The following is a 24,624-nucleotide window of genomic DNA, read 5'->3' as shown; positions in this document are numbered from 1 at the left end:
CCTTTTTTGGTTCGGGGTGCCGGCGTCAGCCTTTGTAGTTGAACAGGTCTTTGACCGTTTCCAGGGCGTGGTTGATGTTGTCGGCATTGGTGGGGGCGATAAAGATGGTGTCGTCGCCGGCGATGGTTCCGAGAATGCCTTCCGGCTTACCGATGGAGTCCAGCAGGCGGGCGATCAGCTGTGCAGCGCCTGGGCTGGCCTTGACCACGATCATCGCGCCGTTGTGATCCACGTCCAGCACCAGGTTCTTCAGTGGGCTGGTGGCGGTGGGCACGCCCAGTTCTGCGGGCAGGCAGTACACCATCTCCTGTTTGGCATTTCGGGTTCGCACCGCCCCAAACTTGCTCAACATCCGAGAGACTTTGGACTGATTGATGGTGCTGAAACCGGCGGCTTGCAGCGCGGTTACGATTTCGCCCTGGGAGCCAAATCGTTCCTCTTTCAGCAGAGATTTAAACACGCGGATGAGCTCATCCTGGTTTCGGGTAGACTTCATGTGTCAGCTCGTTGTTTCTTGGTTGTTATTCACATTTTGCCTAACTGCCTGAAGATAGGCAACTGAAGGCGGATGTTTGACCACACCATGTCTGCAGCCCGGGGTCAATAAGAGATTGGTAAAATTGCCTTTAAACGCCTGTTTGGGTATGGTGGGCGCAGAAATTGAAACGCGATCCATGTCACATCAAAGGATAGATGGAGAACACCATGAAAGTAGCAGTACTCGGTGCGGCCGGGGGAATCGGACAGGCCCTGGCATTATTGTTGAAATTGAACCTGCCAAAGGGCACAGACCTGGCCCTGTACGACATCGCTCCCGTCACTCCAGGGGTTGCCGTTGATATCAGCCACATCCCTACCGCCGTTAACGCCCAGGGCTTTGCCGGAGAGGATCCGACTCCGGCGCTGCAGGGGGCCGATGTGGTGCTGATCTCCGCCGGTGTTGCCCGTAAACCCGGCATGGATCGTTCCGATCTGTTTAACATCAACGCCGGCATTATTCGTAACCTGGTGGGCAAGTGTGCCGACGTTTGTCCGGGAGCCTGCATCGGGGTGATCACCAACCCGGTAAACACCACCGTGGCCATCGCCGCCGAAGTGCTGAAAAATGCCGGCGTGTACGACAAGCGCCGCCTGTTCGGGGTCACCACTCTGGACGTGATTCGCTCCGAAACCTTCATCGCCGAAGCCAAAGGGCTGCAGCCGGATGAGGTGAAGATCAACGTGGTTGGCGGCCACAGCGGCGTGACCATTTTGCCGCTGCTGTCCCAGGTGGAAGGCGTCAGCTTCAGTGACGACGAAATCGCCAGCCTGACTGACCGCATTCAGAATGCCGGCACCGAAGTGGTGGAAGCCAAGGCCGGTGGTGGCAGTGCGACCCTGTCCATGGCCCAGGCGGCGTGCCGCTTTGGCACCGCCGTGGTGCGCGCCCTGCAGGGTGAGCAAGGGGTGGTCGAGTGTGCCTACGTCGAGGGCAATGGTGAGCACAGCCGTTTCTTTGCCCAACCGGTGCTGCTGGGCAGCAACGGGGTTGAGGAGGTGCAGGCTTACGGTGAGCTGAGTGCGTTTGAGCAGCAGGCCGTGGCTGGAATGATGGACACCCTGATTGGTGACATCAACAAGGGCGAAGCCTTTGTAAACGGTTAACCTTGCCGTCGTATCCAAAATAAAAAAGGCCTCCGAGAGGCCTTTTTTTGATTGCTTGCGTCTTAGCTGCGGCGGTCCACGGCGATGCGGGCCAGCGACTCCAGCGCGGTCTTGGCCGGGCTGTCTTTCAGGGCGGCCAGGGCGGCGATGGCCTTGTCGGCTTCCTCGTTGGCGCGCTGCATGGTGTACTCCAGGGCGCCGCAGTGGTGCAGGGCTTTGAGAATCGGTTCGATCTCTTCGGTACCGCCGTTCTCGATGGCGGCACGAATCAGCTGTTTCTCGGTGTCGTTGCCCTTTTCCATGGTGTAGATCAGCGGCAGGGTCGGTTTACCTTCGGCCAGATCGTCACCGATGTTCTTACCCAGTTCGTCGGCTTCGGCGGTGTAATCCAGCACGTCGTCCACCAACTGGAAGGCGGTGCCCAGATAACGGCCGTAATCGGCCAGGGCGTCGCAGATGGCCGGTTCCTGTTCCGCCACTACAGCGGCGAGACCGGTGGCGGCCTCAAACAGCTTAGCGGTTTTACAGTAGATCACCTGCATGTAGTTTTCTTCGGTGGTGTCGGGATCGTTACAGTTCATCAACTGCATCACTTCCCCTTCCGCCAGCACGTTGGTGGCTTCGGCCAGCCCTTCCAGTACCTTCTGACTCTTCATCTCGGTCATCATCTGGAACGAGCGGGTGTAGAGGAAGTCGCCCACCAGAACACTGGCCTGGTTGCCGAACAGGGCATTGGCGGTCTCCCGGCCGCGGCGCATGGTGGATTCGTCCACCACGTCATCGTGCAGCAACGTCGAGGTGTGGATAAATTCGATGATGGCCGCCAGGCGAATGTGGTTGTCGCCCTGGTAATCCACTGATTGGGCAGCCAGCAGGGTCAGCAGCGGCCGCATGCGTTTGCCGCCCCCGTTGATGATGTAGAAGGACAACTGGTTAATCAGTACTACGTCAGAGTGTAACTGGTCGTAGATCATCTGGTTGACCAACTTCATGTCGTTGTCGGCCAATTGGCGGATGGCGTTCAGGTCCATAATTTATCCGGCTTTGGGCTGCCAAAATCGGCAGCTGTAAGTATAATGTGCTCAGTATGGAAGCGAATTCTACCCAAATTCCGCAATCATAACAGCAGCATTTAGTGATTCATTGCGGTGATCCTCAAAATGGTCGGATCCTTTTGCGATCTTTTTCATCGTAGTGCTTGCCTGTTTTGTGTCCTTGGCGTAGAATGCCCGCCCATTGTCAACAAGTTTTAAGCCACACCCTGACCCCATAAGGCGCGGTCGGCGTGTGAAGCGGAGTTTTACTATGTACGCGGTTTTCCAAAGTGGTGGTAAGCAACACCGTGTTAGCGAAGGCCAGACTCTTCGTCTGGAGAAGCTAGACGTTGAAACCGGCAGCACCATTGAATTTGATAAAGTTCTTCTGGTTGCTAACGGTGAAGACGTAAAGGTTGGTGTTCCTTATGTTGATGGCAGCAAGATTGTTGCTGAAGTTGTGACTCACGGTCGTGGCGATAAAGTTAAGATCGTTAAGTTCCGTCGTCGTAAGCATCATCGTAAGCAGATGGGCCACCGTCAGTGGTTCACTGAAGTTAAGATCACTGGCATCAACGCTTAATCGGAGTTACTGAGAAATGGCACACAAAAAAGCTGGCGGTTCTACTCGTAACGGCCGCGATTCAGAAAGCAAACGCCTTGGTGTAAAGCGTTTCGGTGGTGAGTCTGTACTGGCTGGTAACATCATCGTTCGTCAACGTGGTACTAAATTCCACGCGGGTACCAACGTAGGCATCGGTAAAGATCACACCCTGTTTGCTACTGCAGACGGTAAAGTGAAATTCGAAGTGAAAGGCAAGCAGAACCGCAAGTTCGTAAGCATCGAAGCCGAGTAAGTCGAATACCGACCGAATACGAAGCCCCGCCAATGGCGGGGCTTTTTGCGTAATACAGATACCTTTGGGCCCACCGCAGGGCAGTTGCTTTCGCGGGCTGTGCGATCCCAAGGTATACTTGAAACAGACTTTCTAACGGGTTAAAGCGATGAAATTTGTAGATGAGGTGCTGATCCGGGTTGAAGCCGGAGACGGCGGTAGCGGCATTGTGAGTTTTCGCCGTGAAAAGTACATCCCTAAAGGCGGCCCTGATGGTGGTGACGGTGGCGATGGCGGTGACGTCTTTCTGATCGCCGATGAGAACCTGAACACCCTCATCGACTATCGCTTTGAACGTTGTCACCGGGCGCTGCGCGGCACCAATGGTAAGAGCGCCGACTGCACCGGCAAGCGCGGTGAAGACAAGATCCTGCCTGTGCCTGTGGGCACCCGGGCGCTGGACTCAGAAACCGGCGAACTGGTGGGCGATCTGACCACTCACGGCCAGAAGTTGCTGGTGGCCAAAGGTGGCTATCACGGCCTGGGTAACACCCGCTTCAAGAGCTCGGTCAACCGCACGCCGCGTCAGAAGACCCTGGGTACCCCGGGTGAGCATCGCGAGCTGAAGTTGGAGCTGTTGCTGCTGGCGGACGTGGGCATGCTGGGGCTGCCCAATGCCGGTAAGTCCACCTTTATTCGCGCGGTGTCTGCCGCCAAGCCTAAAGTGGCCGATTACCCCTTTACCACCCTGATCCCGAATCTGGGTGTGGTGCGGGCCAACATGTCCGAGAGCTTCGTGATTGCCGACATTCCCGGTCTGATCGAAGGCGCCGCCGACGGGGCCGGCCTCGGAGTGCGCTTCCTCAAGCACCTGGAACGTTGCCGGGTGCTGGTGCATCTGGTCGATGTGGCTCCCATCGATGAAAGCGATCCTGTGGAAGGCGCCAAGGCGATCATCAAGGAGCTGGAAAGCTACTCACCCAAACTGGCGGCCAAGCCACGGGTACTGGTGCTGAACAAGCTCGACCTGGTGCTGGAAGAGGAGCGTGACGCCCTGGTGGCCAGCATTGTCGACGGCCTGGGCTGGGAAGGTGAGGTGCGCACCATCAGCGCCATCTCCCGTACCGGCACCGATTCTCTGGTGAAAGAGTTGATGGAGATCATTAACGCGCTGCCAAAAGAGGAAGAGAATCAGGTGGACGATGCCGAAGTGGAGTTCAAGTGGGAACAACACCACAAGGATCAGATGCAACAGCCGGTCGTGGAAGACGACGACTGGGACGATGATTGGGACGACGACGACTACGATGTCGAAGTGGTATACCAGCGCTGATTGTTGATGATTCATAATTAAGGGGCCCCGTTGCCCCTTTTTGCTGCCTGTAACAGACGTTTTTGGGGAGAAACGAGTTTGGAGATTGCTCAGCAAAATGAGGTCACTCGCCTGGCGGTGCGGGCGGCTCAATTAATGCTGGCCTGGGGGGCTGAAAGTGAGTTGGTGGAAGACATCGGCCAGAGACTGGGAGTGGCCCTGGGGGCAGAGAGTGTGGAGTTGTCCATCTCCTCCAACTCGCTGGTGATGACCACCCTGTTTCGCCAGCGCTGTGTCACCACCACCCGACGCTTGCGGGATCATGGTCTGAACATGGCCATGGTGTGTGAAGTGCAGCGGATCTGCGTGATGGCCGAAAAGGGGCTGCTGGACATTGATCAGGTGGGCAGCAAGCTGCGTAACCTGACCCCCTGGAGCTGGAACCCCTGGTTGGTGGTGGCCATTATCGGCCCCTCCTGTGGCAGCTTTGCTCACCTGTTTGGGGCCGACGATACTGCGGTACTGCTGACGGTGCTGGCCTCCTGCATCGGCATGGTGGTGCGACAACAGCTGGCCAAACGTCATTTCAATCTGCTGATCAACTGGGCTTCCACCGCTTTCGTGACCACCTTGGTGGCGCGGTTGGCGGCCATGGTGTGGCCAACCCCGGACGCCGATGTGGCGATGGCGGCGGCGGTGTTGATGCTGGTGCCCGGCTTCCCGTTGCTCAACGCCATCAGTGACATGGTCAAAGGCCACTATAACGTCGGTCTGGCCCGTTGGGGGCAGGCGACCCTGATGACCGCGTCGGCGGCCATCGGCATCACCCTGGCAATGCAACTGACCGGGATGGGCTGGCTATGAACCTGATGCAGCTGCTGATCAATGGCGCCTATGCTTCGGTTCCCGCCGTGGGCTTTGCCATGGTGTTTAACGTTCCCGGCCGTTTCCTGTGGCGCTGCGCCCTGGCTGGCGGTGTCGGCCACATGGTGAGAGCCGTGTGTATGCACTGGGGGGCGCCCATTGAATGGGCCACCTTTGCGGCGGCGGTGATTGTCGGTGGCTTGTCCACCCTATGGTCGAGGCAGACCCTGGCGCCGATGCAGTTGTTTGGGGTGGCGGCGATCATTCCGATGATTCCTGGCACCTTTGCCTTCAATACTGTCATCGGCCTGGTGGAGATGAGCGCCATCGGTGTCACCGATGCCACCCTGATGCCGGTGGTGTACAACGCCTTGAAAACCATCTTTATACTGGGTGCGCTGAGCGTCGGTCTGGCGATGCCAAACCTGTTGCTGTTTCGCACCAAATCAATCATTTAGGGACTCATGATGCGCATCTCAATGATCGCCTGTATGGCGGCCGATCGGGTGATCGGCAAGGACAACCAAATGCCCTGGCATCTGCCGGCAGATCTGAAGCATTTCAAAGCCGTCACCATGGGTAAGCCGGTGGTGATGGGGCGGCGTACCTATGAGTCCATCGGCCGGCCATTGCCGGGCCGGCATAATGTGGTGATCAGCCGCCGGCCCGACTATCGTCCGGACGGTGTCAGCGTGGTGGCCAGTATCGATGCCGCACTGGCCCTGCTGGCGGCCGAGGAGGAGGTGATGATCATCGGCGGTGGGCAGTTGTATTCGAGCCTGATGGCCCGTGCCGATCGTTTGTACCTGACTCTGGCGCAGATGCAGGTGGAGGGCGACACCCGTTTTCCCGAGTACCATCCCGAGGCGTGGCGAGAGGTGGAGCGTCAGGTTCACCCGGCCGATGAACGCAACAGTTGTGATCTGCATTTCGTTGTTCTTGAACGGATTGTGAGCGGCGTTTAATCCATCGATTTTTGTTATGACATCTCCCTTGTGCAATTTGATTCGTTCAGGTCTTGCGGTATCCTGTCGCTGTTAGCTAAAGGTAAGCGGAAATAACGATAAGTAACAAGGAGTGGCAAAAATGAAAAAAAGATTGAGTCTGGTGGCAACAGGTGCCCTGGCGCTAAGCCTGGCATGGGTAGCCCCGGTTCAAGCTAACGACCAGCTGATTGCCAATATTTGTCAGTACGTTCAAGCCGATAACAAGACCCGTCTACGCAAGAAATTGAAAGAGTCCCGCATTAAGGTGCGCACCATCTACGACGGCATTAAGTGCAATGGCGAAAGCATGATTCGCAGCGCCATGACCAATAATGCCGATGGCGTAGGGGTGTTTCTGGTGAAGAAACTGTCGGCGGCCCAGCTAAAGGCCAAAGAGCAGGATGGCCAGAGCGTGTTGGAGTGGGCCAGTGCCCATGGCCATGGTGGCAGCACCATCGTCAGCGCCATCAACGATCGCATCGGCGGCTGATTCTTTCCCTCTGTACTCCGAAGGGCGACCGTGTCGCTCTTTTTTTATGCCTGGACGAGTAGAAAAAAGGCGGCCATTGGCCGCCTGGTTATTCGGACCGGGTTGCGAATCAGGAGACCTTGAACTCCCGTACCTGCTGCTGCAACTCCTCGGCCAGTTGGGCCACCTGCTGACTGGAGGCGGCGGTCTGCACCGCTCCGGCCGAGGTTTGTTCGGAGATGGTGGCGATCTGCTCCAGCTTCTCGGAGATGGTCTGCGAGACCGTATTTTGTTCACCGGCCGCCTGGGAGATCTGGTTGCCGGCATTGACCACCCGCCCCATCGACTCACTGATGGCTTCCAGGGCGGCGTTGGCCTCTTCGGTGGTGGTGACGCTGTGCCGGGCCTGATCCTGGCTCTGCTGCATCACCCGCTCCGCTTCCTTGGCGCCGGCCTGTACCACTTCGATCATCTGCTGAATCTCGGTGGTGGACTCTTGAGTTCGGGAGGCCAGCGAGCGCACCTCATCGGCGACCACCGCAAAGCCTCGGCCCTGTTCGCCGGCCCGCGCCGCTTCGATCGCGGCGTTCAGTGCCAGCAGGTTGGTCTGCTCGGCGATGCCGCGAATCACGTCCAGAATGCTGCCGATGGCGGCGGTGTCGCTGTTGAGCTTGTTGATGACGCCTGCGGCCTGTTCCACCTCATTGGCCAGGGTCTGAATCAACTGGCCGTTGTTCTCAGACAGGGCACGGGCCTGACGGGTTTCGTCATCGGCTTGCTGGGTTTCGCCCAAGGCATCGTTGGCGCTGGTAGACACTTGGTTGGCGGAGCTGGACAACTCGTTGGTGGCACTGGCCACCTGATCGATCTGGCTGGACTGTTCCTGGATACCCGAGGTGGTCTGGGCGGTCACCGCGGAGGTTTCTTCGGCGGCGGCGGCCAGCTGGTCGGCGCGCTCCAGGATGGAGCGGATCAGCTCCCTGAGGCTGTCGGACAGGGCGTTGATGTTGCGGGCCAGTCGGCCAAATTCATCCCGGCTGTCGATCTCGATCCGCTTGGTCAAATCGCCGCCGGCCAGGACGGCCAGCGCTTCGTTGACGTGGGCCAGAGGTCGGGTGATGGAGCGGACAGTGACCACGCTGATAAAGGTGGCCACCACGATGGACAGCAGCATCACCGCCAGGGTTTCGGTGCGGGTGGACTGCAATGAATCGATGGCCAGATCGCCGGTCTCGGTGTTGATGGTCGCCAGTCGTTGTTGCAGATCCTGGCTGATGGCCATCAGTGCCTGGTAGTGGCGTTGGCTGTTGGCCAACTGGGTCTCGATGGACTCGTTCAGGCGCAGGTTTTCCGCCTGCAACTGAATCAGGCTGTGCTCGGAGGCCAGCTGGTTGGTCATCAGCGTCAGGTAGTCGGTCAGCTCGGTGACCAGTTCCTCCTGCCCCACTTCGGCAGCGTCGTTTTTGAGGGATTCGACCCGGTAGTCGATACTGCGCAGCAGGAATTCGGTTTCCTGTTTCAGGATGTCGAGATCGGCTGTGGTGCTGATCTTGTCCAACTCCAGTGCGATGGACACCATGTTGGCTACGGCGGTATCCAGGTTGTTGGCCTCGCCGGCCATCTGCTGCTCCCGCGGATCCTCGGATACCTCAAGATCCATGATGTCCAGCAAAATTGAGCTGGCGTCATCACCGGCGGTCTCCATGACCTCGGCCTCTTCGAGCAGTTGTGCCTGCTTGACGATCAGCGTGCGTTTATCGGCGAGCACCTGCTGCCAGCTGTTTTGGAACTGGCGCAACAGGCCGGCGCTGTCACCGCTGTTCAGGCCAAACTCCGGACGCGACGCCAGCAGCGAGTCGAGGGTGCTTAACTGGTCTGCGAACAGCGATTGCTGCTGGTTCAATTCCGTCTCCAGCTGCAGCAGTTTGTCCAGCTCTTCACTGTCGTGTGCCGACTGGATGTTGATGTACTGGTTATTGAGATTCTGGGTGATTTCGTTGACTTTGTCCTTGGCCGGGACAGAGAAGCTCTGGAACACGCGGGTGTGGTTTTCGACGTTGTTGATGCTGTTCAGCGACAGGCCACCAAGAATCAACAACAGCAAGGTGACGAACGTGAATCCGCCAATGATGCGCAGCGAGACCGTAAGTTTCATTGTTAGTATTATCCTTAGCTAATATTCCCCCATACAAAGTCATGGTAACAAGCTAAAGACGGGTTTGCAGTAATTAGTTAATCGGCGGAGGGCGCGAAAAATAAGCAGGGCTTGTACTGACGGGTGACCACTTTTTGACGCTTTAGCCCCAGTTCTGTAAAGCCTGCTGGGTATAGCGTTTATCCTCTTCCAAACACCAAAAAGTCAGCCAATTCCCCCAACAGGCACCGGTATCCAGGCTGATGGCATTGGGGTGGCGGGTGTGTCCCATCAGGGCGGCCCAGTGACCGAAAACGATTCGGTAATGGTTTAATAACGGATGGGGATGACTGAACCAGGGTAACAGTTCACCTTCACCGTCGGGACCGCCGGCTTTGCTGTAGAAATCCAGCCGCCCGTCGGGGTGGAGCAGGCGCATGCGGGTCAGGCAGTTGATGGTATAGGTTTGTCGTTGGTAATCGTCGCCGTCCGGATCCCAACGGTCCGGTTTGTCGCCGTACATCTGGGCGATAAAGTCCAGGTAGTTGTCCGACTGCAGCGTGTGGCTGACCTCGGCCGACTGACGCAGCACGGTGTCCAGATCCCAGTGGGGCGGCACGCCGGCGTGGGTCATCAGCAATTTGTGTTCCGGCAGGTGACAGTGAAGCGGTTGTTGGCGCAGCCACTGAATCAGCTGGTCACACTCGGCGGACTCCAGCAGCTCTTGCTGACGATCTTTAGGTTTGGGCCGTTTCAGTCCGGCGTGGACGGCAAACAGGTGCAGGTCATGGTTGCCAAGCACCGTGCGCCCGGCGTCGCCCAGCTGCCGAAACAGCTGCAGCACCTGCAGTGAGCCCGGTCCCCGTGCCACCAGATCACCGGTGGACCAGAGTACATCATGGTCAGGATCGAAGCGAACCTTGTCCATTAGCCGCCGCAGTTCGTCGTAGCAGCCCTGAATGTCGCCGACAAAGTAGTTGGCCATGCTTAATGCAGACTCCGGGGTTTGCACAGTGGGAAACGATCGATGGGACTTTGCAGCACTTCGCCGTTGTCGCTGAGCAGGGTGTAGAAACCGGTCATGCTGCCCACCGGCGTGGCCAGGGCTACCGAACTGCTGTATTCAAAGCGTTCGCCGGGGGCCAGGGTTGGTGTCTGTCCCACCACCCCTTCGCCACTGACCTTGTTCAGGCTGCCATTACCGTCGGTAATCTGCCAGTGGCGGTGGGTTAGGGTCAGCGCCTGTTCGTGGCAGTTTTCCAGCGTTATGGTGTATTGAAACAGGTAGTGCTGCTGATCCGGATCGGATTGAGATTCAATGTAGTGGCATTGAACCTCAACCTTCAGGGGGGCGAGTCGGCTGGACATCAGTTTACTTGCGACACAGGTAGTTGGCGATGGCCACAAATCCGGACACCGGCAGTTGCTCCGGCCGTAGGGTGGGGTCGATGCCGATGGTGGCAAAGGCCTCGTCGTCCAGTTGACCCTTAAAGCTGTTACGCAGGGTTTTACGGCGCTGGTTGAAGGCGGTCAGGCAGACCTTGCTGAGTACATCCACGTCGTCCACCGGGTAGGGCTTCTCGGTGTGGGGTACCAGTCGCACTACGGCGGAATCCACCTTGGGCGGCGGGGTAAAGGCGCCGGGGCCGACTTCCAGTACCGGTACGGTCTTGCAGTAGTACTGGGCCATTACCGTCAGGCGGCCGTAGTTCTTGTGTCCCGGGCCGGCACACAGTCGCTGTACCACCTCTTTCTGCAGCATAAAGTGCATGTTTTCCAGATGCTCGGCGTACTCGAACAGGTGGAACATCAGTGGTGTCGAGATGTTGTACGGCAGGTTGCCGAAGATCTTCATCTTCTTGCCGGGCTCAATCAGGCTGGAGAAATCAAATTTCAGGGCATCACCCTGATTGATCTTCAGCTTCTGGCCCCAACCGGGTTGTTCGGTCAGGCGGGCGGCCAGATCCCGATCCAGCTCGACCACGTTCAGGCAGTCCACCTGTTCGGCCACTGGCTGGGTCAACGCGCCCAGGCCCGGACCAATCTCGACCAGAGTGTGGTCGTTGGTAGGATGAATGGCGGCGACGATGCGATCGATGACCGTCATGTCATGGAGAAAGTTTTGGCCGAAGCGCTTACGGGCACGGTGGCCCATATGAACATTGTTGCTCATCGATTGTGGTTACTTGTCAGTTCAATTGCTTTATTCAGGGCGACGACGAAACTGCCGGAGTCGGCTTGGCCGGTGCCAGCCAGCTCCAGGGCGGTGCCGTGGTCGACGGAGGTGCGGATAAAGGGCAATCCCAGAGTAATGTTGAGGGATTTTCCGAATCCTTTGTATTTTAGCACTGGTAGGCCCTGATCGTGATACATCGCCAGCACCACATCGCAATTTTCCAGGTATTTAGGCTGGAACAGGGTGTCTGCGGGCAGCGGGCCGATCAGGTTCATGCCTTCGGCCCTGAGTAGATTCAGAGTCGGTTCAATGACTTCAATCTCCTCTTTACCCAGATGGCCGCCTTCGCCGGCATGGGGGTTGAGGCCACACACCAGAATGCGTGGGTCCGTCAGGCCAAACTTGTCCTGCAGGTCGCGGTGCAGAATCCGGGTGACCTGCTCCAGTCGCTGTGGAGTGATCGCCTTGGAGACGTACGCCAGTGGAATGTGGGTGGTCACCAGCGCCACCTGCAGGCCTTCGGTGGCCAACACCATCACCACGTCCTGACAGTTAGCTTGCTGGGCAAAGTATTCGGTGTGACCGGAGAAGGGGATGCCGGCCTGGTTGATGATCCCTTTGTGCACCGGGCCGGTGACCACGGCGGCGAAATCGCCGCTCATGTTCTTCTCGCTGGAGAACCTGAGGGTGTCCACCACGTAACTGCTGTTCTTATCGTTCAGCTCGCCACATTTTACCGGTGCATTGACTGAAAATGGCGCAATGGTCAGGGTGCCGGCCTGCTGTGGCTGGGCCTCCTTTCCTGGCTGGTAGGGCTGCAGCTTGATCGGCAGCCCCAGCATCTTCGCCCGCTCAATGATCAGATCAGGGTCGGCGCAGACCACCAGTTCAACCGGCCAGTCCTGCTGAGCCAGTTGCACCACCAGATCCGGGCCGATACCGGCGGGTTCCCCCGGGGTTACCGCGATACGTACGGTCATTGAGTCTCCACAACTTCGATGTAGGCTTTGGCCCGCATCTCCTGAGACCAGGCGTTGGCCTGTTCATTGAATTTACGACGGAACAGCAGTTGATAGGCGCGATCGCTGTTCATCTTGGCGGTGGTATCTGTGGTGCGCCGATCCATCAGCTGCACTACGTGCCAGCCGTGGGTCGAGCGGAAGGGTTCGCTGTATTCGCCCTTCTTCAGTGACGCCAGGGTGTCTTTGAATGCCGGCACGTACATGCCGGGATCGGCCCAACCCAGATCACCGCCTTTAACGGCGCTGCCCGGATCTTCAGAGTACTGCTTGGCCAGTTCGGCAAAGTCAGCGTCGCCATTGCGCACCTGCTTGAGGAAGTCATCCAGCATCTGCTTGGCCATGTCTTCGCTCAGGATCGGCGACGGCTGCAGCAGAATATGGCGAGAGTGAACCTCGTCGACTTCCTGAATCTGCTGACCGCGGGTGTCCAGGATCTTGATGATGTGGAAACCGGCACCGCTTTTTACCGGACCGATGATGTCGCCGGCTTTACGGCCGCGCACCAACTCGGCAAACAGGGTCGGCATCTCGTTGACGTTCATCCAGCCCCAGTTTCCCCCTTCCAGTGCCTTAGGCCCGGAGGAGGCGGAGATGGCGGTCTTGGCAAAATCGGCGTCGTCGTTCAGCAGTGCCAGCACCTTATCGGCACGGGTACGGGCCTCTTCCACCGCCTTGGGGGTGTCGTTGGAGACGCTGATCAGGATGTGGCCCATGTTGAATTCGGTGCTCTGCAGGCCCTGGTCTTCAATCATTTTCACCAGGGCGTCGATCTCCTGTGGAGAGACCTGCACGCGGCGCTGAACCTGCACCCGCTGTACTTGGCCCAGAATGATCTCGCGGCGGATGTTCTCCCGGTACTGGGCGTAGTTGTCGCCACCGGCTTCCACTTCCGCTTTCATCTGCTCCAGAGTCAGGTCCTGATCCTTGGCCATGTTCTCCAGGGTTTGATCCAGCTGAATGTCGCTGATCACCATACCCATGCGATCCGCCATCTGCATCTGCAGGCTCTCGTTGATCAGGCGATCGATCACCTGAGTGCGCAAGGCGGTATCGGAGGGGAGGGCTTGTCCGCTTTGCAGCGCCGAGCGTTTGATGTTCTCAACCCGTTCGTCGATCTCACTTTCCAGAATAATGCCGTCATTTACCAATACGGCGACGCGATCCAAAAGCTGCGGCTGTGCCAGCGCGGATCCCGCCATGGCGAACGCTGCCACGGCACTAATAATTAAATTGCGAACCTTCATCCTTCATCCATTTTTTTCGGTGCAGTTATCGCTTAGAGCTTCGACTTCAGCGACGGTTCCTGCACTGTAACACATTTGTTTTGTCAGTTTTTGAGGTAGTAGGGGCGGCGATAGTTGAACAAGCCCTCATCCAGCATGTCGCTGACGCCCAGCGGACCGGAAGATCCTAGCCCTTTTAACTCAAAGGTCAGGGACCAACTGGTGTCGTAGTCGTCCCTCTGACTGATGGTGGTAAAGCCACTGTCACTGTAGTTGGTGTTCAGGTGACGGTCGTAGGTCAGGCGCACGGCCCAGCAGCACGACTCCCACTGAACGCCGGCGTAGCTTTCGACGGTACGGTTGAGGTTGCCGTCGTAATAGTAGTTGCCAACGAAGTAGGTGTCCTTGGCGATGGGCCAGGTGGTGCGAAAACCAAACTGGTTGATGTCGATGAACTCGCCGGTTTCCTCATCGATGGCCAATTCCGGTACATAACGGTGTGAGAACTGCACCAGCTTGTTGTTGCCGGGGCGGTAGTCCAGGGTCACTTCCGACTTGTTGGTGGTGCCGGCATTGGTATCCAGTTGCAGTGAGCCGGCCAGGAACCAGTGTTCGGCGGCCTGCATGTCCAGTTCCATGGCCAGGGCCGAGCTGGATTGCTGAATCTGGTTGGATTCGTTAGGCAGGCTGACCTCGCTGTCGGACAGGTAGAAGATCTGGCCCAGGGCGAAACGCATCTTCTCCTGGTTGTTGTCGTCGAAGAAGCGGGTGGCCACACCCAGAGTCAGCTGGTTGGCGTCGGCGATGCGATCCAGGCCGGAGAAGCGGCGATCGCGGAACAGGCCGTTGTAGTCGTCCTGCAGCTGAGCGGTGTCGTAGACGCCGATGTCAGACTGATCCTGGTGGGGAATAAACAGGTATTGGGCCTGGGGTTCCAGGGTCTGCCGGTAGGGGCTGCCGGAAAAGGTCAGTTGACGCTCGAAGTTGGCCTGGCCGTGAACCCGGAACTGGGGCAGGGTCCGGCTGACAAACTGGTCCAGATCGTCATACAGCGGCTCGCTGTTGTTGCTGGGCACATCCTGCTGGTAGAAGGTCTGCATCAGCTTCATTTCGGTGGTCAGGCTGCCCGCCGGAGTCTGGTAGGGCAGGGTCAGCGTCGGTTCCATGTGCCAGCGAATGGCGCTGAGCTGGCTGTTGTCCTGGTGGGTAAAGTTGGTCAACTCGGTGTCAAAGTTGAAGTCCAGTCCCTGATAGAAAGCCGGCATCCGGTACTGGTAAGACAGCTGCGGCATCACTTGAAACGGATCCTGATCATCGCCCAGTACCTTGATGTCCTGCACCTTGATGCCCAGGTTCCAGTTTTCCTGGAAGTAAGACGCTTCGCCCACACGACTCAGCTGGTTGTCGGTGCTGGCGCTGATGGCCGAATCGAAGTCGTTAAAATAGTTGTCGTCACTGATGGTGGCGTAGTCGGCGTGCAGACGCCAGCCATTGTCCAGCCGGGAGCTGTGTTCCCAGGAGTAGGCGTAGCGATCCGGGCTGCCGGTGAGGCTGCTGAGACGGTCGTTGCCGATGTACTCCAGGTTGACCATGCCGGCATGCTGCTCGGTCAGGTAGCGGCCTTCGGTGGCCAGCCAGACGCCGCGGGAACTCATCACCTGCGGGGTGATGGTCATGTCGAAGTTGGGGGCGATGTTCCAGTAAAACGGTGCCTTAACGTCGACGCCATTTTTGGTGCTGGTGCTGAATGAGGGAAACAGGAAGCCGGTTTTGCGTTTGTCGGATACCGGTACCGTCATGTAGGGCACGTAGAACACCGGGGTATCGAACAGCCGCACCTGGGCACTGTAGATCTCGCCCCACTCTTCGTTACTGTCGATGATGATCTTGTCGGCCTTCAGTTCCCAGTCGGGAACCTCGGCGGGACAGGTGGTGAACGAGCCCCCCTGCAGGACGATGTTGTTGTCGTCGGTGATCTGCAGCTTTTTGGCGTCGCCGTGAACCTGCTGACCGTGAAGCCAGTATTTGGCCTGGCTTAGGGTGGCGTTGTATTTGTCGGTGTCGGCGGTCAGATCTTCGGCGGTGATGGTGACCTGCGGATCCTGATACACCAGATCGCCATTGGCCAGCACCCTCTGCTCCAGCTGCAGCACTTCGGCGTTGTCGGCGTTGATGGCACGGTTGCCCTGGCGCAGTTTGACGTCACCCTGAAACTTGGCCGAGACGCCGGCGATGGCCTGGCTTGAATCGGCGCGCACGGTTACCGGTGCGGATGAGGCTTGTTCATCGGTTGTGGCGTTGGGGTCGACCATCATGGGTACGGGAAGGGTAATGGTGCACTGGGTATCCGGGACCAGCACCTGTCCTTCCTGGCTCCACGCCGCAAAGGGCAGGCAACAACATGCAACTGCGAGTTGATAGCGCATTTTTATCCTTTTGGAATGCTTGCAATTGGCAGGGGCGCTCTGCTCCCTATACCATTGCAAAAGAGTCCCCGTCCGCTGGCCGGGACACCGCTCCCCAAAGGGCGTTAAACCGACCGACTCCACGACGCCACACTGGCCTGAGAGGAGTTTAGTATGCTGGACAGAGACTTAATAAAATTGGTTAAAAGAACCTAATTATTCTACCGGCAAACGAAAACCATTTTTCGCCCGCGCAAAAGACGTATGATAAAGCAATTTTTAACTTTGGGCTATTCAAGGGGCAGAGATGCAAGATAGCCGTCGAGATCAGCTGCAAGGCTGGCTTAATCAATGCTTTAGTCCATCGATTCAGGATTTGGTTCTGATCTTCGGAGACGCCAGTTACCGGCGTTATTTCCGCTTTTCCCACCAGGGTCACAGTTACATCGCGGTGGATGCGCCGCCGGATAAGGAAAACAGTGCGCCATTTGTGGCCATGACCCGGGCCTATCACCAGGCCGGTTTGCCTGCTCCAGAGATAGTGCATTCGGATCTTAAGCTGGGCTTTATGTGTCAGAGCGATCTCGGAGATGAACACCTGCAGCGGCGGCTGTCGGCCTCGACCCTGGCGCACTGGTACCAGCAGGCGCTGTCGCTGCTGCCGAAGATTGGCGCCATCACCGCCACCGAAACCGGTCCGCTGCCGGCCTATGACGAGACGCTGTTGCGGCAGGAGTTGTCGTTGCTGCCACAGTGGTTCCTCAAGGTTCACCTGGATCAGGAGCAGTGCCGCGAGTTCGATGCCCTGTGGCCGTCGCTGTGCGACCTGCTGGTGGACAACGCCCTGTCGCAGCCTCAGGTAGGGGTGCATCGGGACTACCACTGCCGCAACCTGATGGTGGTGGATCAGCAACTGGCGATCATCGACTATCAGGGCGCGGTGCTGGGGCCGGTGACCTATGACCCGGTATCGCTACTGAAAGACTGTTACGTCCGCTGGACGCCGGAACAGTTGACGCCGCTGCTGGACAGCCACTATCGGCGGTTGTCGGCGCTGGGTTGGCTCAACGGCGCCGATCGGCAGCAGTTTCAGCGTTGGTATGATCTGACCGGCCTGCAGCGGCACCTGAAGGTGTTGGGGATTTTTGCCCGTCTGTGCCATCGCGACGGCAAACCCGGTTACCTGGCGGATCTGCCGCGGGTGCTGGATTACGTCATCGAGGCTGCCGACCGCTACGACGACACCCGACCCCTGGCGGTGCTGGCCCGTCAGTGGCGCCATCAACTGGAGGCGCAGGCGTGAAAGCGATGATTCTGGCGGCCGGCCGCGGCGAACGGATGCGGCCGTTGACCGACACCACCCCCAAGCCGCTGCTGCCACTGGCGCAGACGCCGCTGATTGAATACCACCTGCGACGACTGGCGGCGGCCGGCATCCGCGAGGTGCTGATCAACACCGCCTGGCTGGGGCAGCAGTTTCCCGAGCAACTGGGTAACGGCGCGCGCTGGGGGCTGAACATTACCTACCAGCATGAACAGCAGGCGCTGGAAACCGGCGGCGGTATCTTGAAAGCGTTGGGCTGGCTGGGCTCGGCACCGTTTCTGGTGGTCAACGGCGACGTCTACTGTGAGCTTGAGTTCGATGGGCTGCCGACGCTGGCCGAGGCGGATCTGGGCCACCTGTGGTTGGTGCCCAATCCGACTCACAATCCCGACGGCGATTTTGTGCTGCAGGCGGGGCGGGTCAGCGATCAGGGGCAGCCACGGCTGACCTTCTCCGGCATCGGCCTGTACCGGCCGGCGCTGTTTGCCGGATGCCAGCCCGGCCGCTTTGGCCTGGCGCCCTTGCTGCGCCGGGCGATGAAACAACAGCGCATCAGCGGGACGATCTATTCAGGGCGGTGGTGTGACGTAGGCACGCCACAGCGGTTACAACAGTTGGAGCAGGGTTTAGATGCAGATTTGGGGTAAGGTATTCGGCGGTTTGCTGGGGTTCTTTTTTGGCCGCATTGCCGGAATGATTTTTGGTGCCTGGCTAGGACACATTCTGGTGGACAAGCGGCGTACGCCCACCTCGGGCCCGCGCCAGAACCTGTTTTTCCACACCACCTTTGCGGTGATGGGGCACGTGGCCAAGGCGTCGGGGCAGGTGACCTCGGCGGACATCGCCCTGGCCTCGGCGGTGATGGACCAGCTGCGGCTGTCCGGAGACGCCCGTCGTGAGGCACAGGCCGCGTTTCGGGAAGGCAAGGCCGCCGATTACCCGCTGCAGGAGCGGCTCAAGCAGCTGAAGCTGGTGATGGCGTTTCGCCGGGATCTGGCGCGGATGTTTCTTGAGATTCAGATTCAGATCGCCCTGTCCGACGGCAGCATTGACGACAAGGAGCGCGCCATCCTGATGGAGATCGCCCGCCAGCTAGGGTTTTCACCCCAGGAGCTGGAGCAGATGCTGTCGATGTGGCAAGGGGAGCACCACTATCGGGCCAGTGGTTCACAGGGACCGAGCCTGGATGACGCCTACCGTCTGCTGGGGGTCAGTGCCGACGATGACGATCGCCAGATCAAGCGCGCCTACCGCAAGCAGATGGCACAACATCATCCGGATAAGCTGGCCAGCCAGGGTCTGCCGGAGGAGATGATGACTCTGGCCCGGCAGAAGAGTCAGGACATTCAGGCCGCCTGGGAGGTGGTTCGCAGTGAGCGCAAGCTGAGGTAAGTCAGGCACAGGGAGGGCGGCCATGAGCTGGGACAACAGGGAGGCGGATGCCCTTAATCGGGCGTTGCAGCAGTGGCAGCAGCAGGGACTGCTGGATGCCGACACCGTCCGGCGGTTAACGGCCACCATTGAGGTGCGGCGGTTTGACTGGCGCCGGCTGGCCCGCTACAGCTTCCTGGTGGCGTTGGTTTCCCTGGGAGTGTCGGTGGCCAGTGTGCTGTTGGATCCGCGGGTGATCGACTGGATCGCCAGTGTATTTCAGGCGCCGGTACTGGTGCGTTCCGTCGGGCTGGCGTTGTTGGCGCTGGCACTGCTGATTCAGGGGCAGCGGCTACGTCAGCGGGATCGCCGCCGCCGTTACCAGGTGGAAGCGCTGTTTCTGGGGGCGGTGTGTGCCATCGGCGGCGCCCTGGTGTATCTGGCGGATTACCTGTCTGTGGATGAGTCGGTGTGGCGCTGGTGGCTGCTGTCGGCGGTGACGGTGTACGCCCTACTCGGGCTGTGGTTGAGATCGTCGCTGATCTGGGCCGTCGCTCTACTGACCCTGGCGCTGTGGTTGCTGGTGCACTCGGTGCAGCAGGTGGGCTGGGAAGCGCTGTGGTATGGCATGAATCCACCGGCGCGTCTGGCTCTGCTGGGCGCAGTGCTGGCATTGTCGGCGACCGCCATGTCGCGCCCGGCCTGGCGGCCTCTGTGGTCCCCGACCTGGCACATCGGCCTGAGCCTGATGTTCATCAATCTGTGGTTGCTGACTCTGTTTGGTAACCACCACGATCCGCAGTTGTGGTCGGCCCAGCCGCAGTGGCAACTGTGGCCCTGGGCGCTGCTGGCGGCGCTGGTCAGTGTGGCGGCCATGCTCTGGGGGCTGCGGTGTGACGAGGCCGGCCTGCGTCTGTATGGGCTGGCATTCCTGATACTCAACCTCTACAGCCGCTTCTTCGAACAGTTCTGGGACAGTCTGCATAAGGGAGTGTTGTTTGCCATTGCCGGGGCAAGCTTCTGGCTGCTGGGGCGCCAGGCTGAACGAATCTGGAACCGCAGTCATTCACCAGATGATTCCCGTCGATCGCGGTGATATTATCTGGGCTCAACTAGCTGTTTAGTGGTGCTTATGAATATCTCTGCCTCGACCGTCAGTTATGCCGCGGTACGCCTCCCGGGAACGGACACCCCTCCGAAGGAAGCCCTGCAGGACAATAAAGAGGTGATTCTGGCGGTCACGGCCCGCCAGCAACAACAGGCGACCGTGGACGCCTACCTGACTTCGGCCGGTGTCAATCAAGACGACGGCGGTGAGGTCAGCCAGGCAATGGCGTTTGCCGACAGTGTCCGCCGGGCGGAGGCGCTGGCGCAGATCGACCAGCATTACACGCCCCGGTCCGCAGATCCGGTGGCGGAACAGTACTACCCATCAGAGCCGGTTTCGGGTCGCTATCTGAGTGATGAGGTTTAAATAAGAATAGTTTGCATTCAGCCTCGATTCGTCGTACAGTAATGACGTCGGCTGGCAACTCCTAACCGACTCTCATCATCTCCTGCACGACCTGTCTCTTCGGAGACCCAACGCCCTCTGACGCACCATCAGGGGGCGTTTGTGTATCTGCAGCCATGCTCCCAGCTCTTTGTCCTGTCAACAAAGCTCGTGCTAATGGCGACTACCGGCGCAGGCCGTACCGATGCTTTATTTGTAAAAACAACTGATTGTGAAAATGCCGCAGTGGAGTTCGGTTTTTCGGTATTGACCGGCGGGCGGCCCCCCCTACAATGAGCCGCTTTTTCTCTGGAGATAAACATCATGAATAAGTGGTTGATGGCAATGCTGGCGGTGATTCTGGTCGTGCCGACCTGGGCGACGCCTCGAGTGGGGATTCAGTTGGGCAGCGACAACGGCGTGACCGTGCATGCCCAGGGCTGGGATGTGGGCGTCAGTGTGGAGCGCTTTGCGGTCAGTGTCGATCGTCGCATCCCCTCCAACCTGAACCCGGCCCTCTATTTCGGTGTCGGAGGCATGATCAGTGATACCGATGATGAGGAGATTGGCCTGCGGGTTAAGGCGGGAGTAGCGACTCAGATCGATCAGTTGGAGCTGTTTGCCGAACTGGTGCCGGTGTTTTATCCCGGCAAGGATCTGGAGATGGATCTCGACTATAGCCTTGGCCTGCGGATTCGTTTCTAATGAGCGGATGACCCCATGCATTAACTGGCTGAGGAGCGGCAATGAAGCAACTGGTGGTACTGGACGGACACACCCTGAATCCGGGGGACTTGAGCTGGGCGCCGCTACAGGCGCTGGCATCGATCCGGGTGCATGAGCGGACGCCGGAGTCACAGATTGTGGCCCGGGCTTCAGGGGCCGAGTTGCTGATGACCAACAAAACCCCATTGACTGCCTCGACCCTGGCACAGCTGCCGAACCTCAAGTACATAGGGGTGCTGGCCACCGGCATCAACGTGGTGGATATTAAGGCCGCCCGAGAACGCGGCATTCTGGTTACCAATGTACCGGCCTATGGCCCCGCTTCGGTGGCGCAGATGGCGATGGCGCACCTGTTGCATCATAGTAGCCGGGTGGCCTGGCACCACGGCCGGGTTGCTCGAGGGGACTGGAGCGACAGCGACGACTTCTGTTTCTACGACGGGCCGTTGCAGTCCCTGGAGGGACAGACCCTGGGGCTGGTGGGTTACGGCGAAATCGCCCGCAGGCTGGCGGCCATGGCCGAGGGCTTTGGCATGCAGGTGGTGCTCACCACCCCAAGCCCCAAAACCGGCTTGCCCGACGGCCGCCGCTGGATGCCACTGGAGGCGCTGTTGCAATGCGCCGATGTGGTCAGCTTGCACTGCCCGCTGACCGACAACAACCAGGGCATGATCGACGCCCGTCGCCTGGCGCTGATGAAACCCACCGCCATATTGATCAACACCGCTCGCGGGCCGCTGGTGAATGAGTCGGATCTGGCCCGGGCCCTGCAGCAGGGCACCATCGCCGCCGCCGGCCTGGATGTGCTTAGCAGTGAACCGCCATCGCCGGATAATCCGCTGCTGTCGGCGCCCAACTGCAGCATCACGCCCCACAACGCCTGGGCGACCCTGCAGGCGAGGCAGAATCTGCTGAACATTGCGGTGGCGAACCTGGCCGCGTTTCTCGATGGCAAGCCGCAAAACCGGGTCTGAACCCGGGGTGGAAAGGCGTGGTGATTGACTCGTTTATCCCTTAAACTTGCCTCTCTTTGTGTCACCCTGCTGGGGTGACTCGACTCCCTTTTGGTAATCACGGAATTCTTTGGATGTTCCAGGACAACCCGCTGCTGCAGCAGCTTAAAGCACAGATTAAAGAGACTCTGCCCACGGTCGAGGGCCAGGTCAAGGCCACCGAGCGCGGCTTCGGATTTTTGGAAACCGACAAGGGTGACAGCCACTTTATTCCGCCGGCCTACATGAAGAAAGTGGTCCATGGCGATCGGGTCTCGGCAGTGTTGAGAACCGAAAAAGAGAAGACCGTCGCCGAGCCGGATGAGCTGCTGGAAGTGGGGTTAAACCGGTTTATCGCCCGGGTGAAGTTTGTCAAAGAGCGGTTGAACGTGGTGCCGGATCACCCGCTGATGCGCGAGCCGATGCGGGCCAAGTGCAAAGGCCTGAAGGGCTCCGAATTGAGCAATGGCGACTACGTGGTGGCCCAGTTGGTCAAGCACCCGCTGCGGCCGGACGAGCCCCATTTTCAGGTGGAGATCACCGAACTGGTGGCGGCGCACAACGATCCCCATGTGCCCTGGTGGGTGGTGCTGGCCAAGCACGATCTGGCCAAGGCCGAGCCGGCGGACCCTCAGGGGTGGCAGACCCCGGAAGACAATCAACGCCAGGATCTGACCCAGTTACCGTTTGTGACCATCGATGCCGAGTCCACCAAAGACATGGACGACGCCCTGTATGTGGAATCCCGTGAGCAGGGGGGCTGGTGGCTGCATGTGGCCATTGCCGATCCGACCGCGTACGTGGAGGCCGGTGATGAGGTGGATCTGGAAGCGCGCAAGCGAGGATTTACCCAATATCTGCCGGGCTTCAACGTACCGATGTTGCCACGCCAGCTGGCCGATGAGCTGTGCTCTCTGGTGGAGGGCCAGCAGCGCTATGCGGTAGTGGCGCGGATTCCGGTGGCCACCGACGGCAGTGCTGGTGAGGCCGATTTTTCACTGGCGACCATCGCCTCTCACGCCAAGCTGGCCTACGATAAGGTATCGGATCGTCTCGAGGGACTGGCGGATGCCTGGCAGCCACAGGATCCGGTGATTGCCGATCAAATCGACCTGCTGCACCAGTTGGCCCTGGCGCGCATCGCCTGGCGCGAGCAGCATGCCCTGGTGTTCCCGGATCGCCCCGACTACCGTTTCGAGGTGGATGAGCAGGGCAATGTGGTCACCATTCATGTGGAGCCAAGGCGAATCGCCAACCGCATTGTCGAAGAGACCATGATTCTGGCTAACTCGGCGGCGGCGGTATTGCTGGCGGAGCGGGTCGGTGGCGGGGTGTTTAACGTCCACGCCGGTCTGGACAGCGAGCGGGTGGACGCGGCCAGGCAGATGCTGGCGGACAACGGCCTGGAGTTCGACGGCGATCGGCTGCAGACTCTGGCCGGTTATTGCGAGCTGCGCCGAGCCCTGGACGCTCAGCCTGACGGTTATCTGGATGCTCGCCTGCGGCGCATGCAGGCGTTCTCCGAAATGGCGGCCACGCCGGGTGCCCACTTTGGCATGGGCCTGCAGGGCTATGCCACCTGGACCTCACCGATTCGTAAATACGGTGACATGGTCAACCACCGCTTGCTTAAGGCGGTGATCGAGGGACGTCAGGCTGAGTCTCTGCCGGATGCGGCGCTGATTGAACACCTGACGGCGATGCGTAAGCTGCATCGCCTGTGTGAGCGGGACGTTGGTGACTGGCTGTTTGCCCGCTACCTGGCGTCGAAGGCGGGCACCGATGAGGTGTTTGTTGGCGAGATCATCGACATCAACCGTGGTGGCGTGCGGTTGAGACTGCAGGAAAACGGTGCGGTGGTGTTCCTGCCGGCGCCGCTGCTGACCGACGATAAGTCCAGGCTGACCCTGGCCGGGGATCAGGGTCTGGCCCAGTTCGACGGTGAGCAGGTGTTCCGTTTGTCGCAGATCCTGGAGGTGGTGATTCACGAAGTGCGGGTGGCCAACCGCAACATCGTGGTGGCACCGCGACACAAGCTGGCGTAAGTCGAAAACCATTAAAAAAACGGGTCGCTGCGGCGATCCGTTTTTGTTGGTGACGATTAGAACGGTGCGCTTTGCGTTTCAGGTTGTCGAGCAACAGAAACGGCACCGTCGGCAACAGAGGCAGGACCATGCCAATGACAGCGGCCAGTACCGACAGGGCCCGGGGATCAACCACCAGCCGTTGAGGTGACGGGCTCAAGCGTCTGGCAGGCGCAGGGGTTTATCGCCTCACCAAGTCTGGTAACTTGATCGTTACCTTCGCTTATCACTCACGCAACACCTCTTGATCCGGATCATGGGGAGGTGGCTAGGCATGGAGTAGGGTAGAAGCCGTATTCATAAGTATTACAAGGAGTTCCCCATGTCTCATTGGTTTAACCTGATCATGGACAGCCCCATCGGCTGGATGTCGATGCTGGTGATACTGGCGACCTGCGGCATCGTCGGCTACATCGGCTGGATGTTTTGGAAGAAGTCGGGCCTACCCGATCAATAACCCATCATTGAGAACAATTCTCATCTTTATCTTGGCTTCAAGCGGGTCGATGACGACGTGGTGCGGAATGCGA

General features: G+C 59.0%; 26 protein-coding genes. 17 read left to right on the top strand and 9 right to left on the bottom strand.

Annotation, left to right across the window (positions count from 1 at the left end; translation table 11 throughout):
* Nucleotides 1-25 precede the first annotated feature (25 nt).
* Complete coding sequence (gene argR, locus BLT77_RS12415; RefSeq protein WP_028112841.1) at nt 26-496, bottom strand: transcriptional regulator ArgR; 471 nt, start codon at nt 494-496, stop codon at nt 26-28.
* Nucleotides 497-705: 209 nt separating this feature from the next.
* Between argR and mdh the strand changes: the two genes are divergently transcribed.
* The gene (mdh, locus tag BLT77_RS12410; protein WP_090365643.1) at nt 706-1,644 is read left to right on the top strand and encodes a malate dehydrogenase; all 939 of its coding nucleotides are present in this window, start codon (nt 706-708) and stop codon (nt 1,642-1,644) included.
* Nucleotides 1,645-1,706: 62 nt separating this feature from the next.
* Here the strand turns inward: mdh and ispB are convergent, their stop codons facing one another.
* Nucleotides 1,707-2,675, bottom strand: a complete 969-nt coding sequence (gene ispB / locus BLT77_RS12405) for an octaprenyl diphosphate synthase (RefSeq protein WP_090365641.1) — start codon at nt 2,673-2,675, stop codon at nt 1,707-1,709.
* A 274-nt stretch (nt 2,676-2,949) separates the two neighbouring features.
* On the opposite strand from ispB, the gene rplU reads away from it, so the two are divergent.
* From rplU to BLT77_RS12370, 7 genes are all read left to right on the top strand, one after another.
* Complete coding sequence (gene rplU / locus BLT77_RS12400; protein ID WP_028112844.1) at nt 2,950-3,261, top strand: 50S ribosomal protein L21; 312 nt, start codon at nt 2,950-2,952, stop codon at nt 3,259-3,261.
* 16 nt (nt 3,262-3,277) lie between these two features.
* A complete protein-coding gene (rpmA, locus tag BLT77_RS12395; RefSeq protein WP_028112845.1) occupies nt 3,278-3,535 on the top strand; it encodes a 50S ribosomal protein L27 in 258 nt (85 codons plus the stop codon).
* A 148-nt stretch (nt 3,536-3,683) separates the two neighbouring features.
* A complete protein-coding gene (gene cgtA, locus BLT77_RS12390) occupies nt 3,684-4,847 on the top strand; it encodes an Obg family GTPase CgtA (protein WP_090365638.1) in 1,164 nt (387 codons plus the stop codon).
* 135 nt (nt 4,848-4,982) lie between these two features.
* Entirely contained in the window at nt 4,983-5,690 is a 708-nt protein-coding gene (locus tag BLT77_RS12385; RefSeq protein ID WP_245709939.1) for a threonine/serine exporter family protein, read from the top strand.
* A complete protein-coding gene (locus tag BLT77_RS12380; protein ID WP_090365633.1) occupies nt 5,687-6,148 on the top strand; it encodes a threonine/serine exporter family protein in 462 nt (153 codons plus the stop codon). Before BLT77_RS12385 ends, BLT77_RS12380 begins: the two co-directional genes overlap by 4 nt.
* A gap of 9 nt (nt 6,149-6,157) precedes the next feature.
* Complete coding sequence (gene folA / locus BLT77_RS12375; protein ID WP_090365630.1) at nt 6,158-6,655, top strand: type 3 dihydrofolate reductase; 498 nt, start codon at nt 6,158-6,160, stop codon at nt 6,653-6,655.
* A 121-nt stretch (nt 6,656-6,776) separates the two neighbouring features.
* Nucleotides 6,777-7,166 (top strand): DUF3718 domain-containing protein, encoded by a 390-nt coding sequence (locus BLT77_RS12370; protein WP_090365627.1) that lies wholly within the window; start codon nt 6,777-6,779, stop codon nt 7,164-7,166.
* A gap of 109 nt (nt 7,167-7,275) precedes the next feature.
* Here BLT77_RS12370 and BLT77_RS12365 read toward each other — a convergent pair whose 3' ends face one another.
* From BLT77_RS12365 to lptD, 7 genes are all read right to left on the bottom strand, one after another.
* Nucleotides 7,276-9,300 (bottom strand): methyl-accepting chemotaxis protein, encoded by a 2,025-nt coding sequence (locus BLT77_RS12365; RefSeq protein WP_090365624.1) that lies wholly within the window; start codon nt 9,298-9,300, stop codon nt 7,276-7,278.
* 142 nt (nt 9,301-9,442) lie between these two features.
* Nucleotides 9,443-10,264 (bottom strand): symmetrical bis(5'-nucleosyl)-tetraphosphatase, encoded by an 822-nt coding sequence (locus tag BLT77_RS12360; protein ID WP_090365622.1) that lies wholly within the window; start codon nt 10,262-10,264, stop codon nt 9,443-9,445.
* 2 nt (nt 10,265-10,266) lie between these two features.
* Nucleotides 10,267-10,647, bottom strand: a complete 381-nt coding sequence (apaG, locus tag BLT77_RS12355; protein WP_090365619.1) for a Co2+/Mg2+ efflux protein ApaG — start codon at nt 10,645-10,647, stop codon at nt 10,267-10,269.
* A gap of 4 nt (nt 10,648-10,651) precedes the next feature.
* Nucleotides 10,652-11,452, bottom strand: coding sequence for a 16S rRNA (adenine(1518)-N(6)/adenine(1519)-N(6))-dimethyltransferase RsmA (gene rsmA / locus BLT77_RS12350; protein WP_090365616.1), 801 nt, complete (start codon nt 11,450-11,452; stop codon nt 10,652-10,654).
* Complete coding sequence (gene pdxA / locus BLT77_RS12345) at nt 11,449-12,435, bottom strand: 4-hydroxythreonine-4-phosphate dehydrogenase PdxA (protein WP_090365613.1); 987 nt, start codon at nt 12,433-12,435, stop codon at nt 11,449-11,451. The genes rsmA and pdxA overlap by 4 nt, the downstream gene beginning before the upstream one ends.
* The gene (gene surA, locus BLT77_RS12340) at nt 12,432-13,721 is read right to left on the bottom strand and encodes a peptidylprolyl isomerase SurA (protein ID WP_090365610.1); all 1,290 of its coding nucleotides are present in this window, start codon (nt 13,719-13,721) and stop codon (nt 12,432-12,434) included. The genes pdxA and surA overlap by 4 nt, the downstream gene beginning before the upstream one ends.
* An 83-nt stretch (nt 13,722-13,804) precedes the next feature.
* Complete coding sequence (gene lptD / locus BLT77_RS12335) at nt 13,805-16,132, bottom strand: LPS assembly protein LptD (protein WP_425431734.1); 2,328 nt, start codon at nt 16,130-16,132, stop codon at nt 13,805-13,807.
* Nucleotides 16,133-16,412: 280 nt separating this feature from the next.
* On the opposite strand from lptD, the gene BLT77_RS12330 reads away from it, so the two are divergent.
* From BLT77_RS12330 to BLT77_RS12290, 9 genes are all read left to right on the top strand, one after another.
* Nucleotides 16,413-17,408, top strand: coding sequence for an aminoglycoside phosphotransferase family protein (locus tag BLT77_RS12330; RefSeq protein WP_090365604.1), 996 nt, complete (start codon nt 16,413-16,415; stop codon nt 17,406-17,408).
* A complete protein-coding gene (murU, locus tag BLT77_RS12325; protein WP_090365601.1) occupies nt 17,405-18,076 on the top strand; it encodes an N-acetylmuramate alpha-1-phosphate uridylyltransferase MurU in 672 nt (223 codons plus the stop codon). The genes BLT77_RS12330 and murU overlap by 4 nt, the downstream gene beginning before the upstream one ends.
* Nucleotides 18,060-18,821 carry a co-chaperone DjlA gene (gene djlA / locus BLT77_RS12320; RefSeq protein WP_090365598.1) on the top strand — a complete coding sequence of 254 codons (762 nt, stop codon included), beginning with the start codon at nt 18,060-18,062 and terminating at the stop codon, nt 18,819-18,821. The genes murU and djlA overlap by 17 nt, the downstream gene beginning before the upstream one ends.
* A gap of 22 nt (nt 18,822-18,843) precedes the next feature.
* On the top strand, nt 18,844-19,896 hold the full coding sequence (locus BLT77_RS12315; protein ID WP_090365595.1) for a hypothetical protein: 1,053 nt from the start codon (nt 18,844-18,846) through the stop codon (nt 19,894-19,896).
* 36 nt (nt 19,897-19,932) lie between these two features.
* Nucleotides 19,933-20,274 (top strand): hypothetical protein, encoded by a 342-nt coding sequence (locus tag BLT77_RS12310; RefSeq protein ID WP_090365593.1) that lies wholly within the window; start codon nt 19,933-19,935, stop codon nt 20,272-20,274.
* Between the two features lie 342 nt (nt 20,275-20,616).
* Nucleotides 20,617-20,997: a hypothetical protein gene (locus tag BLT77_RS12305; protein WP_090365590.1), complete on the top strand. Its 381-nt coding sequence runs from the start codon at nt 20,617-20,619 to the stop codon at nt 20,995-20,997.
* A 41-nt stretch (nt 20,998-21,038) separates the two neighbouring features.
* Entirely contained in the window at nt 21,039-21,992 is a 954-nt protein-coding gene (locus tag BLT77_RS12300; RefSeq protein WP_090365587.1) for a D-2-hydroxyacid dehydrogenase, read from the top strand.
* A gap of 113 nt (nt 21,993-22,105) precedes the next feature.
* Entirely contained in the window at nt 22,106-24,055 is a 1,950-nt protein-coding gene (locus tag BLT77_RS12295; protein ID WP_090365584.1) for an exoribonuclease II, read from the top strand.
* Nucleotides 24,056-24,416: 361 nt separating this feature from the next.
* The gene (locus BLT77_RS12290; protein ID WP_090365581.1) at nt 24,417-24,551 is read left to right on the top strand and encodes a DUF3149 domain-containing protein; all 135 of its coding nucleotides are present in this window, start codon (nt 24,417-24,419) and stop codon (nt 24,549-24,551) included.
* Nucleotides 24,552-24,624: the final 73 nt, after the last annotated feature.

Source organism: Ferrimonas sediminum (genome assembly GCF_900100175.1).
GTDB lineage: Bacteria > Pseudomonadota > Gammaproteobacteria > Enterobacterales > Shewanellaceae > Ferrimonas > Ferrimonas sediminum.
Note: the sequence above shows the minus strand (reverse complement) of the source record. Positions and strands in the feature narration are given on the sequence as shown.